The sequence below is a fragment of the Candidatus Sysuiplasma jiujiangense genome (genome assembly GCA_019721075.1).
Classification (GTDB): domain Archaea; phylum Thermoplasmatota; class Thermoplasmata; order Sysuiplasmatales; family Sysuiplasmataceae; genus Sysuiplasma; species Sysuiplasma jiujiangense.
This window is the reverse complement of record JAHEAD010000004.1, coordinates 36,860-53,164: the sequence shown is the minus strand read 5'-3', so window position 1 is coordinate 53,164 and position 16,305 is coordinate 36,860. Positions and strand designations below refer to the sequence as shown.

14 protein-coding genes are annotated in these 16,305 nt (G+C 49.1%); 9 read left to right on the top strand and 5 right to left on the bottom strand.

The features are described from left to right. Positions 1-6 precede the first annotated feature (6 nt). The 6 genes from KIS29_03775 (at position 7) to KIS29_03750 (ending at position 6,321) form a co-directional block, all read left to right on the top strand. Complete coding sequence (locus KIS29_03775; protein ID MBX8639440.1) at positions 7-1,500, top strand: alkaline phosphatase family protein; 1,494 nt, start codon at positions 7-9, stop codon at positions 1,498-1,500. A gap of 518 nt (positions 1,501-2,018) precedes the next feature. Beyond that, a complete protein-coding gene (sixA, locus tag KIS29_03770) occupies positions 2,019-2,513 on the top strand; it encodes a phosphohistidine phosphatase SixA (protein MBX8639439.1) in 495 nt (164 codons plus the stop codon). After that, positions 2,514-4,091, top strand: a complete 1,578-nt coding sequence (locus tag KIS29_03765; protein ID MBX8639438.1) for a hypothetical protein — start codon at positions 2,514-2,516, stop codon at positions 4,089-4,091. Beyond that, entirely contained in the window at positions 4,088-4,807 is a 720-nt protein-coding gene (gene tmk, locus KIS29_03760; protein ID MBX8639437.1) for a dTMP kinase, read from the top strand. The genes KIS29_03765 and tmk overlap by 4 nt, the downstream gene beginning before the upstream one ends. Continuing rightward, positions 4,785-5,510 (top strand): thymidylate kinase, encoded by a 726-nt coding sequence (locus KIS29_03755; protein ID MBX8639436.1) that lies wholly within the window; start codon positions 4,785-4,787, stop codon positions 5,508-5,510. The genes tmk and KIS29_03755 overlap by 23 nt, the downstream gene beginning before the upstream one ends. After that, positions 5,485-6,321, top strand: coding sequence for a CHAD domain-containing protein (locus KIS29_03750; protein ID MBX8639435.1), 837 nt, complete (start codon positions 5,485-5,487; stop codon positions 6,319-6,321). Before KIS29_03755 ends, KIS29_03750 begins: the two co-directional genes overlap by 26 nt. A 234-nt stretch (positions 6,322-6,555) precedes the next feature. Here the strand turns inward: KIS29_03750 and KIS29_03745 are convergent, their stop codons facing one another. Continuing rightward, positions 6,556-7,011 (bottom strand): peptidylprolyl isomerase, encoded by a 456-nt coding sequence (locus KIS29_03745; GenBank protein MBX8639434.1) that lies wholly within the window; start codon positions 7,009-7,011, stop codon positions 6,556-6,558. Positions 7,012-7,205: 194 nt separating this feature from the next. On the opposite strand from KIS29_03745, the gene KIS29_03740 reads away from it, so the two are divergent. Then, positions 7,206-7,439, top strand: a complete 234-nt coding sequence (locus tag KIS29_03740; protein ID MBX8639433.1) for a transcriptional regulator — start codon at positions 7,206-7,208, stop codon at positions 7,437-7,439. A gap of 394 nt (positions 7,440-7,833) precedes the next feature. Here KIS29_03740 and KIS29_03735 read toward each other — a convergent pair whose 3' ends face one another. Further along, positions 7,834-8,442, bottom strand: coding sequence for a hypothetical protein (locus KIS29_03735; GenBank protein ID MBX8639432.1), 609 nt, complete (start codon positions 8,440-8,442; stop codon positions 7,834-7,836). Positions 8,443-8,582: 140 nt separating this feature from the next. Between KIS29_03735 and KIS29_03730 the strand changes: the two genes are divergently transcribed. Then, a complete protein-coding gene (locus KIS29_03730; protein ID MBX8639431.1) occupies positions 8,583-9,563 on the top strand; it encodes a bifunctional N(6)-L-threonylcarbamoyladenine synthase/serine/threonine protein kinase in 981 nt (326 codons plus the stop codon). Here the strand turns inward: KIS29_03730 and KIS29_03725 are convergent. Both KIS29_03725 and KIS29_03720 read right to left on the bottom strand, forming a co-directional pair. After that, complete coding sequence (locus KIS29_03725) at positions 9,550-10,920, bottom strand: DHH family phosphoesterase (GenBank protein ID MBX8639430.1); 1,371 nt, start codon at positions 10,918-10,920, stop codon at positions 9,550-9,552. The two genes, KIS29_03730 and KIS29_03725, sit on opposite strands and share 14 nt — an antisense overlap. Before the next feature lie 26 nt (positions 10,921-10,946). Beyond that, positions 10,947-11,387: a 30S ribosomal protein S15 gene (locus tag KIS29_03720; GenBank protein ID MBX8639429.1), complete on the bottom strand. Its 441-nt coding sequence runs from the start codon at positions 11,385-11,387 to the stop codon at positions 10,947-10,949. A 169-nt stretch (positions 11,388-11,556) separates the two neighbouring features. Here KIS29_03720 and KIS29_03715 point away from each other — a divergent pair, with 169 nt between their 5' ends. Further along, on the top strand, positions 11,557-14,103 hold the full coding sequence (locus KIS29_03715; GenBank protein MBX8639428.1) for a HEAT repeat domain-containing protein: 2,547 nt from the start codon (positions 11,557-11,559) through the stop codon (positions 14,101-14,103). Position 14,104: 1 nt separating this feature from the next. On the opposite strand, the gene KIS29_03710 is transcribed toward KIS29_03715, so the two are convergent. Continuing rightward, positions 14,105-16,228, bottom strand: a complete 2,124-nt coding sequence (locus KIS29_03710; protein MBX8639427.1) for an acetate--CoA ligase family protein — start codon at positions 16,226-16,228, stop codon at positions 14,105-14,107. Positions 16,229-16,305 lie beyond the last annotated feature (77 nt).

Below are 16,305 nucleotides of genomic sequence, written 5' to 3'. Positions count from 1 at the left end.
AATGTTATGGCGTCATGCACGCGCAGGATCCGGGCACTGACCTTAGTTCTCACCACGATCCTGCTGCTCACTCCATTGAACGCGGTAATTCTACCAGCCATTGCTGCCGGCAGTGGCGGTCAGGACACGCGGACGCCAATAAAACATGTTATTGAAGTGATGATGGAAAACCACAGTTTCGACAATATGTTCGGCGTCTACCCGGAGGAAATCCGTCCGGGAGGGACCTTTCCGGCAGCAAACATCACCATACCTGCAAATCTCGTAAGCTCCCGTCCCTCTGGTTTATTGAAAAGCGTTCCGGTGGGACGGTTCAGCACCCCCGATCCTATAGAAGGCTACGGACCCTACCACACAGACTGGAATCACGGACGCATGAACGGTTTCGCCAACGGTTCGGGTCCCCAGTCCATGTATTATTTCACCTCCGCACAGATCGCGCCTGAATTTGATCTAGCAGAGGAGTTTTCACTAGCCGACAGGTACTTTGCCAGTTATCTCTCTGAAACAGATCCCAACAGGCTGATGAGTCTCGCAGGATACACGCCGATTACTTCCGACCAGAATCCACCACCTGAGATACCGGTTGCGCAGTCAATATTCTACGAGCTTGCCAGTCATGACATTCTCTGGAAATATTATGTTCAGACGCCAAATGGAATTCCTTACCCCCTCAATTATTTTCAGGGAATTACACGCTATTCCGCCAACATAGCTCCGTGGAGTGGTTTCGTTTCAGACGTAAACAGCGGCTCGCTCCCTCCGGTTTCATTTGTAATGCCCGTCGGAGGCGGAGCATCAGGATACAGCCAGCACCCGTCAGACAATGTGCTCATAGGGGAGATGTGGCTGCTTTATATCGTGGACATAGTGATGCACAGCGCAGAGTGGAATTCCACCGCCATCTTCATTAATTATGACGAAGGGGGCGGTTATTACGATCAGGTTGCGCCTCCGGCAACCTGCGGAGTGCAGCTTGGTTTCAGGGTGCCGATGTTCCTGATATCGCCTTATGCAAAGGAAGACTACGTATCGGACACCGTAATGAATCATGCTTCGATCCTAGCCTTCATAGACTACAACTGGAGACTGCCGGCGTTAAACAGGTTCGTATCGTACTCCAATCTTCCTCTCGACATGTTCAACTTCAACAGAACCTATCCCGGAGGATTCATCCGCAGGCAGCCGATCAACATGGCAGGCTTCTTCGGCAATCTGGTACCTTCCTCGATATCATTCGGTTACGGTTCGTCGCGGGAGCCCGTCAACCTTTCTTCATATTTCCCTATGCCGCTACAGATACCTGTCGGATATCTGCCCTACACGCTGAACGGCTCGGGCGAAAGCAATCTTTCCATGCAGAATACATCCGTTTTCGTGCCAGCAAACTACGGCGTTTATGCGGCTTCATATTACGTGACGCTCGGCACATTTTTTGCCATCATCTCAGTTCTGAGTGTTATTGGCGTGTTTCTCAAGAGAAGAAGGAAAAACAAATGAGAAAAGAGCGCTCAATTCCGCATTTACGCCGTGGCGACGACACAGTATCTGCCGCAAGGTGGTGCATCGGCGAGCTGAAAATTCCGCATTGGCGACAGAAGTAAGCTCCTATGTATTCTATATTTTCTATGAACAGATTATCTACATACGAGGCCTGTTCTGAGATACAGCGGGAAATAGAGTGTATGATTTCCAGCACGATAAAGCCCGGGAATGAATGCTTGGGCAGCGGCCAGGGACGGGACTCCTGCAGCATCATTCCCGTTGCAGCGGTCAGTGACTGCATATCAGGGGCAAGATGAAATGGTACGGCATCGATGGAAAGTTACAGGAAACTGCTGTGCTGAGAATGATGCAGATGTCCATGGAAGTGGTATTTCAGGAGGAGACATGTGCCGCCGCCATTGCCTGACCGGTGAGGGAGATAAGAATGAAGATGGGAGAATACGCTGCATTCGCGGCAACGTAAAACAATTCACGCAGGCGTTGCGCTGAAAAAGAGAAAGGGGACTGATTGCATGGAAATGTTCATCATGAGACATGGAGAGGCCGGAAAAAGACTTTCGGTATCTAAGAAAGATTCGGAGAGGCCGCTGACCGTTCCAGGCAGGAAGGAGATCGAAGAGATATATTCCTGCATCCGAAGGCGCAAATACAGGTTTGATATTATCGCTGCGAGCCCGCTGAAGCGGGCACACGAAACGGCTGCTCTGATAGGCAGTAGAATGCGCAGTGCATCTGTGGAAGACTGGGAGGAACTCAGACCTGAAGGCAGCCGCGCTGTGCTTTATGCCAGGCTGTCAAAGCTGAACCGTTCTTCCAGAATACTCATAGTGGGTCATGAACCTTACCTCAGTTCCATGATAGGAGATATCATATGCAACACGTGCAGTTGCAGAATTTCCCTTAAGAAAACAGGACTTGCGAAAATATCAGTCGCTTCGTTCACTCCAAAGATTGAGGGCAGACTCAGATGGCTTCTCACGCCCGGGCAGATCAAGAGAATGGACTAAATGCCGAAGATAATCGTGCCGGGCCGGGAATCCGATCATGCGCTGAAGGTGTCTGTAATCGACATAGGATTCAATTCCATCAAAATGGTGAATTACGAGGTCAGAAGGGGAAATTTAATCCGCGTATGCGGCGAATTCGGAGTCAAGACGAGACTTGGCGAAGGCCTTGTGAAAAGGAAGACATTTGCTCCGGCAGCTGTCAAACGCACAGTTGATGCTCTGGAAATTTGCAGAGAGATCATCAGAGCCGAATCGATAAGGCACACCATAACTGTGGGCACAAGTCCGTTCAGAGAAGCGGAGAATCGTGATAAATTCCTCAGGCTGATATTCCAAAAGACCGGCTTCAGAATAAGAGTCCTGTCCTCAGGAGAAGAAGCGCTTTATTCACTTTTCGGCGCCATGCTGTCAACGGGAAGAAAAACTTCATTGTTTTTCGACCTCGGCGGAGGAAGCCTTGAAATTGTTTATCTGAAAAATTTCAGAATCAGACGTCTGTTATCGCTACCTCTCGGATCTCTCCGGTTGACGGAACTGTACGCAGGCAGAGATGGCAATTTCACTGAAAAGAACTACAGCAGAATGGAAAAACACATAACGGAGTCACTGCCGGATAGGGATGAACTCGGCCTCAGCGGGGATGCCGCGCTTGTCGGCGTCGGAGGCACTGTAAGAGCGCTTGCAAGATATGATCAGGAGAAATCGGGTTATCCATTCGACAAGATACACAACTTCACTGTCAGATCCTCTTCCATCGAAAAAGCAAAACTTAGATTTTCCAGAACACCGGTTAAAAAACTGCAGAACGTTCAGTCATTTGGTGACGGCAGGGCTTCGACCGTAACGGCAGGATCTGCAGTTGTGGGTCTCCTCATGAAGAAGCTGGGCCTGAAGGAACTGGTGGTCAGCACCCATGGTCTCAGAGACGGCATTCTGACTTCATTCATAAACGGTCATCTTTACCACGATAAGGATGCGGATCTTGTTGCTTCGATAGAGAGCCATCTGAAATCAGCACAGGAGGCACCCACTCCCAGGAAGTCTGATCAGATGATACGGGCATTTGAAGACTATGGTGCGATCAACTCCTCCGAAAGCCTCATTCTTACACATCTGGTGCGGGACGGGATTGACGGAGAACCGGCATCGTCGCCCGAGTTTCTCTTTTACAAACTGATGGGTGAGGACTGTACGCTCAGTCCGGGACATCAGCTGGTTCTAGCTCTTTCTGCAGTCAGATGCAGGAATGCCCGCGCTTCAGACAGACTGCTTTTCAGGTATGGAAAACTGCTCAGCGGGGAGGAGAGGGGATCGATATCAAAGATCGCTTCATGTCAGAAATTCATTGATCTCCTTGAGAAGGGCTGTTCTGCGGTCAATATCACGGCAGATAGACGTGCCATCAACATCCGTGTATACCCGGGGGTAAGGTTTCCTGAAAAATTGTTTGAAAAAACTGCCAGAAATGTTCGGAACAATCTGGTTCTGCCCCTAAGGATAGCGGTGATCGGTTTAGCACCTGGTCTTTCCGGACGGAACATATACGGAATGCCGAAGGAGGAAAGAGAGCGGCAATGAGCGTTCAGCCACTGCATCCGCAATCAAGGCGGAATGGAAAACTGATAGTTGTCGAAGGAATCGATGGATCGGGAAAGTCCACTCAACTTCATCTTCTGGACAAATGGCTGATAAGTCTAGGTCTCCGGACATTCCTGACAGAATGGAATTCCTCTGAAATGGTCAGGGGAATAATATCCAAGGGCAAAAAGAAGGACCTCCTCACACCCACCACATTCAGTCTGCTTCACGCGACCGACTTTGCTGACAGGTACGAGCGAAACATTTTTCCGCTCATCAGGGCAGGTTATTTCGTCCTGGCAGACAGATACATATACACTGCATATGCGAGAGATGTCGTCAGGGGATGCGCCGAATCGTGGGTGCGAAAAGTTTACAGTTTTGCTGTGCAGCCGGATATCACTTTGTACTTCCGAGTCCCTGTGGAAGTTGCAATAAACAGGATACTCGATGGAAGATCGAAGCTCAAGTATTACGAAGCCGGCATGGATTTGAACCTGAGCAACGATCCCTATGAGAGTTACAGGATCTTCCAGGGCAGGATACTGGAGCAGTATGACCTGATGAAGCGCAAAGACGGATTTGTGATAATCGACGGTACAACAGATATAGAGGTCCAGCAGGCTCTCGTAAGAAAGAGCGTAATGCCGTTCATTCCTGACGGAGCCATTACAACAACCGGGAGGTCGGCAGATGGAGATAGAAACACGCAGTAAAATAAGACCCCGGCCAGTCGTATTTTACGATGAAGGCATATCTTACATCAAGAATCTAAAAGTGAAGGGGCGCCTCATAGTTATTGAGGGACCTGATGGTTCCGGCAGAAGTACCAATATCGAAATGATCATGGGCAAGCTCGAGGCAGAGGGCCATGCCGTTGTCACGACGGGGCTGAAAAGATCGGAACTCATTGGTCCAGGAATACTTGAAGCGAAGCGCAATCTTTCCCTTGGAGACAAGACGCTCGCTCTATTTTACGCTGCAGATTTTGCAGACAGACTGGAACACAATATCATACCTGCCATGAAGGCTGGTTACGTTGTGCTGGCTGACAGGTATATTTACACCCTGATGGCGAGGAATGCAGTCCGCGGAATAAGCAGGGTTTGGTCGCACAGGCTGTTCGGCTTTGCAATCAAGCCTGATCTTACTTTTTATCTTGATGTGAAAGCTGGGGAACTCTTCCACCGGATATTCCAGAAATACGGCTACCTTGACTACTACGAATCAGGGGGAGACATAGAGCATGCCGACAATCTCTATACCTCCTTCATCCGATACCAGAAAAGGATCGCCAGAGAATTCAGGCGCATAGAGCGGAAATACGGCATCAACGAAATCAATGGAGAGAGACCGATATCTGAAGTCAGTGCCGATCTGCAGAGGAGGATAAATGACTATCTCCATACGCAGATATGAGGTTTCAGCGCCTGCTTTCCTGCAGCGCTATTTCCGATATCTACAATCCCTTCAGGATAGGCTTGAGAGTTTCATCATCCTACCGGGAGCTGAGGAAATGCACGATCTGAGGATTGCAATAAGAAAATTGAGAGTTGCCTCTGAACTTCTTCCGAAATCCATGCGGAATGAACGCAAGCTGGTGGAGTACATTTCAGCATGCAAACTGCTCTTCAGGAAAAGCGCCTGTATAAGAGATCTGGACATCATCAATGAGCGTATCACGGCATATGCGGACAGGGGCACCAGTGCGGAGTTATCACGTTTTATTGAAAAACAGAGGAGGATGCACTTACCCGGCGTTCTTGAGTATGGAAATTCACTCAATCAGACCCGCATTCCAGACATTTCATCCGATAAGATTAACAGCAAAATATTGAGCTGCCGATTCGAAAAGGTCCTAAAGAAGCATGCAGCGGTTTGCGATGAAAGCCTCAGAATGGTTGCCGCCAAAAAGGATGATGCCAACGCTCTGCACAGGCTTAGAAAGAACATAAGGGAACTGCGATATACACTGGAACTTTTCCCGGAAAACAAGAAGATAGCTCCCACTCTCAAAACTCTCGCAGAATGGCAGCAGGTACTCGGCTCAATAAGAGATATAGACATCGCGCTGTTTTTTCTGAAGAAGCGGAAGATGACTTCCCGTGCAGATGATATCCGGAAGAAGGCGCTGAGAGACAGGAGCCTGAATTATGCCGCCTTTCTGAAACTGGCGTCTGATGACGGCATATTGGATGGCTTCCGTTCTCTGAAGATTGAACCGCATTGAATATTTCAATGTGCGTTTGAGTGCATTCACATCGACTGGACCTTCCCCGGTCTGGACCATGCGATGCATCAAAGTACTGCCGCCAATCCGCATCACGAGGGAATCAGACGCCTTTCGATGTATACAGCAGTCAGCACTGTGACTTCCCAAAGGGACGTCATGCGAAACAGTGAAAAACTTATGCTTTCCGTCCTGTTGACTTCGAGACTGACTCGCATTGGGCTAAAAAAGGATTCAAAGGATTGAAACACGCTGAATTACAACATCCTTCAGTGGTTTGTCACTCCTGTTGCGCAGGACATTGCTTATCCTGTCTACGGTATCCATTCCTTCAAGGACTCTTCCGAAAACCGGATGTTTCGAATCGAGGAAGTTATTGTCTGCCACATTTATGAAGAACTGGCTCCCGCCGGTATTCGGACCGGCATTTGCCATGGAAATTGTTCCTCTGTTATTCCTGTTGCCCGGTGCAAATTCATCCTTGATCGAATAACCCGGACCGCCCATTCCGGTTCCAGTAGGATCGCCTCCCTGAATCATGAAACCTGGTATCACTCTGTGAAAAATAACACCGTTGTAAAAGTTCTTCTCCACGAGTTTCCTGAAATTTCCGGCAGTTAAAGGCATTACACTGTCAAATAGCTCAATCTTTATGTTTCCCATGTTTGTCTCAACGAGTGCTGTAGACATAATATCAGGACCTTCAGGTTCCGTACAGCTTAAGAAGTTTATCATCGGTCAGTTTACAACAGTATCTGCTGCATCACGGAATCGCTAATTCAGTTCGCAGATGCCCGGCTGCTGTAGTGGAACCGTTTCGCCGTTGTGCGGAAAAACAAGTTAAATATTACCCTTGGTCAATCCATACTTATGGAGATCCACACATGGTCGAATTATCACCGGTTGAGGAAATCATAGTCAAGGTAATGGAAGAGCTTGGAGCTACGAACGACACCGCCATCAGGACAGCCGACGACATTACGAAGAAGTGCGGAAAGCCCAAAGGACTTGTGGCAAATTCGCTGCAGAGCCTTGCACAGAAGGGAATTATCAAAAGAATTGCAAGGGAGAAGGCTGCCGGATATTATCTGCTGAAGAAGCAGCAGCCGCCCTCCTGATACCCGGAAGAACATCAGAATCCTGCTTAAGGCAATGTCATCGTTGCCGGATGAAAGCCCAGCAAAGGACCTGTGTCCTTCGAAATGCAACCGCGCGTTCCTCTTGCTGGTGAAATAAACACCTGAGCATGCACATAATTATCTGAACCAGACATCTGCGTTAGCTGGCTCGGATTCTACCCCACCAATGAAGTATCATCTGTGGCTGGGTTGAGCGAGGGTTGGAAAAAGGATCGACGGCACCGCCGTCTGATCCGGCAAAATTCCTGTTCCGGTTTTTTCACGATCCATAAAATATGTCATCCTTTCTTTTCTTCCGGCACAGGAAAATCTGACGCACAGCATAAACAATAAGCGGCACCGCAATGTCTCGACCGGTGATATTTACTTCAATCTACCGGATATAATCCCTTGTCTGATCGCTGTCGAAATTCCTGACAAATCTGAATGTTTTCGCATTTCCGGAACGGACAAATTTGAGGAACGGGTATATTTCCCATATGTCGCCGGAAGCCATGACGCTGGCAGGATGTCCCTCGCCGAATGAACTGACGGTTATACTTGCGGTCAGCCTCCTAGCCTCAAGCTCATCGACGTAACCCAGGGAGTGTATATATTCGTGTGCGAGAATTGTGAATATAAATGAATTGAATTCCGTTTCATATTTGCTGACAGCACGCATTGCGTCCACAAGCGTCGAATTGAGAACAATATAATTTCCGCCAATCTCCCAGAATGCACCGAGTTCGTTCGGCAGGCTGGCAAGAATCAGACCGACGCCCGGCCTTTCCTTCCGGAGTTTCGAATACACGGTCTTCTTCACAATTTTGAATATCTCGCCGAAGTCCATCTTTGATTCCATCATTCTGACCAGCCCCTCTGTTGCAATGTGCTCCTCCTTTCCCAATTCTGGAGTATTCAACGAAGCGACATATGATGCAAGATAATCGGATGCTCCGTTCAGTTTGCCTTTTTCAGAGCCAGTGCCTTCGATGCATGTCATGCTTCCGCCGCAATCTGTCTCGTTTATCATATTTTATCTTTGCATTAATTACGTCCAACAGAATAATAAAGTTTGGCAAAAGCCGCCAGGATGTATTCGAAATTGCAATATTTATAAGAGCAACACTCCTATGATGAATCGTGATATGTCTTGGTATTGAAGGTACGGCACACACCGTGGGTGTCGGGATCGTGACATCAGATCGCAAAATCCTTGCAGAGGCGAGTGACATGTACAGACCGCCGAAGGGCGGGATACACCCTCGGGAGGCTGCCAACCATCATGCAGAGTTCGTTGTCCCTCTGATCGAGAAGAGCATTGAAAACGCAGGTATTTTGCCTGAAATGATAGATGTTGTGGCCTTTTCACAGGGCCCTGGTCTTGGGCCCTGTCTTAGAACAGTCGCGACTGCCGCCAGGGCAGTTTCACTGTCGCTTGACAGGCCGATAATTGGTGTAAATCACTGCGTCGCACACCTCGAGATTGGCAGGATGAACTGTGATGCGAAGGATCCGCTGATGCTTTACTGTTCGGGTGGAAACACACAGGTTATTGCCTATGCCGGAGGACGGTACAGGGTATTCGGTGAAACAATGGACATCGGCGTTGGAAATCTGCTGGACAAACTCGGCATCATAGCCGGGCTGGGTTTCTATGCCGGGCCTAAGATTGAGGAACTGGCGTCTAAAGGCAGTGACCTCCTTGATCTGCCCTATTCTGTAAAGGGGATGGATGTTTCTTTCTCCGGGATTCTCACTGCCGCAAGACAGCATCTTCACAACGGCTGCAGAATAGAGGATCTATGTTTCTCAGTTCAGGAAACGGTATTCGCAATGCTTACAGAAGTAACAGAGAGGGCTGTCGCACAGGCGGAAAAAAACGAAATACTGCTTGCGGGAGGTGTTGCTAGGAACAGGAGACTTGTGGAAATGGTGAAAACGATGGCAGGGGAGCGTGGTGCAGCTGTCTATGAGCCCCCCTACAGATATCTGGTTGACAACGGTGTGATGATTGCATGGAACGGAATACTTGCATATTCTTCAGGACAGAGAATGCCGCTTGAGAAAACGTTGATAAACCAGAGATACAGGACAGATCAGGTCAGTGTTACGTGGCGCTGACATTTCGCTTGAGCTGCTCTGATGTAATTTCATCCACCATTTTGAGGAAAATATCCATCTTGCCGACAGGAACAGATGCGCCGGAGGCAATTACATGCCCTCCACCCTGACCGCCGCACTCTGCTGCCGATTTTGACAGACTGGCTGCCAAATCGAGGCCTTCCGAAACAAGTTTTCTGGTTCCCCGTGCGCTGATTTTTAATTCGCTCCCGGACTTCGAGTATACAATTGTCGGCTTGTCCTTTTTTCCAACAAATGACATATACAGGCCGCAGAGCGCCCCGGACAGAGAGGCGTCGTCCGAACCGAAATACTGAATACTGTTCAACTGCTCTATCCCTCCTTCAAGCGGAATCATTCTCTCGACTATTCTTGAATTATATTCATTTCTGAGCTTCCTCGCTTCGTCGAGCGCGGATCTGTCGCCGAGCTCTAATGCAAGGCCGGTGGAATAGTTTTCCGTCCTTCCGCAGGAGTTTGCGAGGCTGGAGAGTTCCGATATGCTGATTTCCCTTCCCGGCAGAAAGTAGTGGGTTGCGATAATCTGTGAAACATTTTCAAAATCAACGCCGTTTGAGGCAAGGACAGCCATTAGAACGCTGGATACTTTCCTGACGTCGTCTGCATCATAAGAGGCATATGGCTTTGTGGTATCTATGCCAAACATGCCAAAATACTTGATTATATTTTCCTCCCTGCCTGTCAGACCGGTAAAATACGGTTCCGGGGAAAGTTTAAGCGATTCTATGAGATTTGATCCCTGGAGGGACAGCATCTTCCTACCATACAGCACGTTCCTCTGAATGGCGTTCTGCAGAATTGCTTCGTTCAATCCTTTGAATCCGCCCAGGTGCTGCATGTCGCCGTATGCGCCTGCGAGGGCCTGCGGAGATGCATCCCAGTTTCTGCTGTCCACATGCTGGGCAAGGAGAAAACAGGTTGTTGAGCCGCTGATTTCGGTTGTTCCGTTTGAGCCGAACAAGGAAGGATTGACATGAATGACTTTATCGCCATCATTAACGTCACCGACCGCTTTATGGTGATCCAGGACAATAATTGTTGAGTTGAGTTCCCGCAGCATATCAAGCTGGCCGCTGCCCATGTCTGAGAAGATGAAGATATTTCTCTGCTCTTTCCTGAGTTTTTCGATGACATGCCTGTCCAGGCTCCTGGACATCGTCGCATGGAATGGCAGCCCCATCCTGGACAGCATCAATGTGAGAACTGATGCAGAACTTATTCCATCGGAATCATAATGGCTTACCACCCTTACTATCTCACCATTACAGTTCAGAAGTGCAGATTTCGCATCGTTCAGCCGTTCCTGGAGGACGCGGTGCAGTTCAAGGTCAGTCATCTGGTTTTTCACTCGCTGGAAAATCTTCACTTGCTCTCTGGTGAATATTTCCAGTTCGAAGGTATTACCCCTTCCCTGATATAATATTTGGAAAGCCTGCGGATCTTCGATTCTATCAGCTGGAGACCCCTCTCTGCGCTATGATCGCTCCTGTTTTCATTTGTGTGTACTGATACCGTTTTGACCCTTTCAATAAGAGAGCCAAGATCTTCTGGAAGTTGAGGCTTAATGCCTGCTTCCTCCAGAATCTGTATGATAGGCTTGCCTGTAAGCAGCTTGACATTCGGAACACCGTACTGATCGCGCATGATAAGCCCTATCTGGGAGGCAGGTCTACCGAGTTTACCCATCTGTATTATCTGATCTGTAACATCCTCCCTGCTAGCCTGAACCCATTGAGGGCTTGAGGTCACTGCCGGCTTCTTTGATGATGCTTTGCCCTTACGACTGGAATGCATTCTGGACATACACTGTACCTCTGTCTGCGTTTTTGCAACAGACTACTGATATTTAATCAGTGTGCATGGCCTGATACAAATTTGCATTCCGGAAATCAGCCAAAGGGGGGATGAGCGACGTTCCTGTACGCATTTAGGCGTCATAAGTTTTTAAAGCGGTCCAACTTTAACCGGTGCGATGAATATGGATTACGAAGCCTCAGTTCACGAGATCAAGAGCCGTTTTGAGCTTCCTTTTGCCAAATCACAATATGCAAGGGATCTTGAATTCAGCATCAACCATCTCAAACTGCACCTTGATGTTGATCTGAAGGAAAAGAAGCTCGAAGGCCGCGCAGAATACGACATTGAGTTCACTCACAACACTGTCCCGGAAGCAATTGTCCTGGACGCCAGGGAAATGGAAATCTTGAATGTCAGGGTGCAGGGGCGTAACGCTTCTTTCGAACACATCGGAGGCAGGTTGCATATCTTCACATCAGGTGAGGGGCGCAGGAAGGTTGAAATCAGCATTATGTACAGCTGCAGTCCTGAGGCAGGACTCTACTTCATTTCCCCTGACAATAACAACCCGAAGAAACCGCTTCAGGCATGGTCGCAGGGGGAGGATGAGTATTCTGCCTACTGGTTTCCCTGTTTCGACTATCCGAATATGAAATACACAACAGAAATGGCAATAACAGTGGATTGGGACGCGTTGGCAATTTCGAACGGCAGACTCCTGAAGGTGTCGGAAGACAAAAAGAGAAGAAAGAGAACATTCCACTGGAGCGAAGGCGCGCCGCATTCCACCTACCTTAACTCGATCGTGGCTGGCACTTTTTCAGTTATCGAGGACAAGTGGAAGAACATACCGGTAACATACTACGTTCAGCCGGGGAGGGAGGAGGAAGGGAGATTGTCTTTCCGGAAGACGCCAAAAATGATTGAATTCTTTTCCAGGATAATAGGAGTCGATTATCCCTATGAAAAGTACTCTCAGGTTGCAGTCTCGGGATTCATCTGGGGCGGAATGGAAAATATAAGCTGCACCACCCAGACAGATGAGACGCTTCACGATGCCAGATCTGAAGTCGATTTTCCAAGCCATGGCCTGGTTGCTCATGAGCTGGCACACCAGTGGTGGGGAGACCTTCTTACAGCGAAGGACTGGTCGAATATCTGGCTTAATGAAGGTTTCGCCACCTTCTTTGACGCGCTGTTCAGAGAACATGACATTGGAGCAGACGAGATGCGTGCATTCCTGGATCAGTCAGCCGAAATTTACTTCAGGGAAGACAGTGAAAACTACAGGAGGCCAATAGTCCAGCGTTCATACTTTGTTCCGGCTGAGCTGTTCGACAGAACGACATACCAGAAGGGTGCACTCGTTCTGCACATGCTGAGGAAGGAACTTGGTGACGAATCCTTTTTCAGATCGCTAAGCCTGTACTGCAAAAATAACATGTTCAGGAACGTCGAGACATCTGATCTGATAAAGGCGATTGAGGAGGCCACTGGCAGAAATTTGCAGTGGTTCTTCGATCAGTGGGTGTACAGGGCGGGGTTCCCCGAATTTGAAATCGAGCTGAAATACGAAATATCCGAGAAAAAGGTCAGGGTGATCGTCAGACAGGTCCAGAAATGCGACGAACAGACACCGCTGTTCAGGATCGACCTGCCTTTTTCGATCGTCTACAAAGAAGGAAGAAGAGAAGACGGAAAACTGGAAGTGAGAGACAGGGAGGAGATTTTTGAGTTTGAGACGGACGAAAGGCCGCTTTTTGTTAGCATAGACCCGGACAATGACATACTCAAAAAGCTGAAGCTCAGCAGACCTGTAGAAGATGCGCTTTATCAGTTGAAGCTGGGAAGAACTTACGAAAAAATACTTGCCGCTAGGGAACTTTCAAGGAAAAGCGAGAAAAGGATATGCGAAGCGCTTGCTGCGGAACTGAAAGGAGATAATTTCTGGGCTGCCGGGGAAGCCTGTGCCCAGGCACTTGGTAAAATCAACAGGAAGGAGTCGTTTGACGCCCTTCTCTCATCGGCAAATGCGAAGGACTCGAGAGTAAGGAAAGCGGTTGTCGGAGCGATCGGCATGTTCAGGGAGCGGGCATCCGCCGAAACACTGAAGAGGATGTTTAACGACGACAGCTACGCAGTCGCATCTGAAGCAGTGACCGCATTTGCAAAAATCGATGTGGCCGAAAGAGACGATGTCATCAGGAAGGCAATCGAAATACCGTCGCACCTCGATGTGATAAGACAGGCTGCGATTAACTCCTTTACTGAGTTCGGGGATAAAGACGATATCGAATTCCTGAAACAGTTCACCCTGGGGAACTACGGATGGAGGGTCAGGAGTGCTGCTATAAGAACGGTGGCTGAACTCGGGAAAGAGGACAAAAGGGTCAGGCAATTCATCTACAGACAGCTGAAGGACGGAGAACTGAGATACAGGCAGGCTGCAATCGAAGCTGCCGAGATAGCAGGAAGCAGAGATGCTATTCCGGAGCTTGAAACACTCATTGAAAGAGAACGGGATGGAAGACTGAGAAGAAGGGCATATGACGCGATAACCAGGATTAAGGGCGGTGCAGGAAATGATTCGGAGAGGAAATTGCGCGATGAGATGGACAGAGTTCGTTCGGATGTCAGGGAGCTGAGAGCGTCAGTCGATTCTCTGCTGAAGAAATTTACAGACGCAGGGGCAAAGGGGAAGGTCACCAGGAAGAGAAAATAGTTCAGTTTTTCCTGAATATCCTGACGTCCGCGGGATAGAAACCGCCTTCTGCCGCAATCAGGGGATTCACGTCCATCTCGATTATATCCTCCTCCACTGCTGCGAGTTTCGAGAAACTGACCAACTTCTCCGCAAGTTCAGCCTTTCTGATGCCACGGTAGGCTTTGAAGAGTGATCCGAGAGAACAATCATCTATCAGTTCCAGGGCTTCGACTGGTGAAAGTGGACAGAGAGCAAACGACTTGTGACCCGAAAATTCAACAAGGATGCCTCCCAGGCCAAACATCATTACGGCAGAATTGCCGGGCCCCCTGAACATACCCAGGGCAAATTCGATCCCTCCGATAATCTGTCTGGAAACAGTCACGTAGAAGTCTGCAAGTTCAAGCCGGGCGGCAGTCAACTGCATTTCCCTGTACGCCTTCCTGACGGAAGCATCGTCGTTCAGAAACATCCTGACGCCGCCCGAAGCTGTTTTGTGTATCAGTCTATCGGAATGCAGCTTCATCACAGCGGGAAAGCCTGCAGACTTTGCGTTTTCCACGGCATCGCGCATGCTGTCTGCCTTTGATTCGGTATAATTTCCAATGCCGTAAGCCTGGAGTATTTCTGCAATTTCCTCAGTTGAAAGCCATCTTCCGCCGGAACCGCGACTGCCATCAGCATATGCGTGTGTTCCAAAGAACGGTCTGAGAGTGAACTTTCTCCTCTTCTTCCTCGAAGCAGCATTTTCAATGACTTCTATCGAGGAGGCAAGCGCTTCAGGGGAATCGAACACAGGGATTCCTGCACGATTGAGCATGGCCGTGCCTTCCCTGACAGGATCATCATCCCCCTGCCATACGACAGCCAGGGGAAGAGAAGTCTCCGAGGCAATCTGTTCAACCCTTTCTACAAAGGGGATGACTGAATAAGAAGTGGGAGCGCCCAGAACAAGCACATCGAAATCGCGGGTCCTTGCAATTTCAGACGCAGATGTCCTGTAGAGATCCGGATTTGAAATTGCAGCCATAGTCAGATCCAGCGGATTCCTCAGGTTACCCTTAAACTTAAGCCGCTTTTTTAGTGAGACGACAGTCTTGCCGTCAAATTTCGGCAACTCAAAACCATGCTTTTCAAGAGCATCGGAAAGCGTCACGCATAATCCGCCTGGCGCCGAAATAACACCTATCCGGCGTCCGGCAAACCTGCGGGATGCCGACGCTGCGATAACCGAATCGACTAGCGCACCATAAGAGTCCACGAGCACGGCATTCCCTTTTTTTGCGATTGCCCTGTAGGCTTCGTAACTTCCGCCTATGGCACCGGTATGCGAGAGGGCTGCCTTCCTGCCTGAGGTGGTCGTGCCTGCCTTGTAGAGTATGAGAGTTACATCAGCCGGCAGGGATCGGCATATATCCACAAATTGTTCAGGATTCCTGAGTTGTTCTGCGTAGACTGCAATTACGCTCACATCTGCATTCGCAGCGGCCGAAGAAATAATATCCTCGGCGGAAACCATAAGCTCGTTGCCTGTGCTCACAGCGGCCTTAACGCCTATCCCTCTTTCCTGCATCGACAGAACGAATATTTCGGACATCGAGCCGCTCTGTGAAACGAACACTAACGGACCGTCTGCGTTCTTCAACCTGGAACTGAACGTTATACCGCCGGAGGGGCTGTGGATTCCAAGGCAGTTGGGACCAAGAATTATGCTGCCTGATTCGCGTGCTTTATGAATCAGTTTTCTTTCTTCATCCGTATCTGATGAAATTCCCGCTACCGATGACGAGAGAATCACTATAGTCCGGACATGCGCGGAAAGGCACTGATAGATTGCATCGCCGGCAAGTTCTTCCGGAAGCGCCAGATATGCCATGTCTATGGGCCGGCCGTTTTCCACTGTTGCGTCCGCAATTGAATGGTAGCATTTCAGCGAGAAAGCGGTATCATGCTTCGGGTTGACAGGAAACAGCCTCCCTCCGTAGCCGAAATCGGCAATGGACTTCAGTATAAGATTGCCGAGCCTGCCGGTTGTTTCAGTAGCGCCCACGACTGCGAGACTCCCGGGATGAATGAGATTCGCGAACTCAATTCCCTTTTCATTCGAGTTCCGCGATTCCTGAGACTGGCTTTTTGAAAGCATGCAGCAGACATTAAGCTGTTTGATGATAAATCATGTTTCCTGCCCTGAAGTCCTGAAACAGACTGAATGATGGCAAC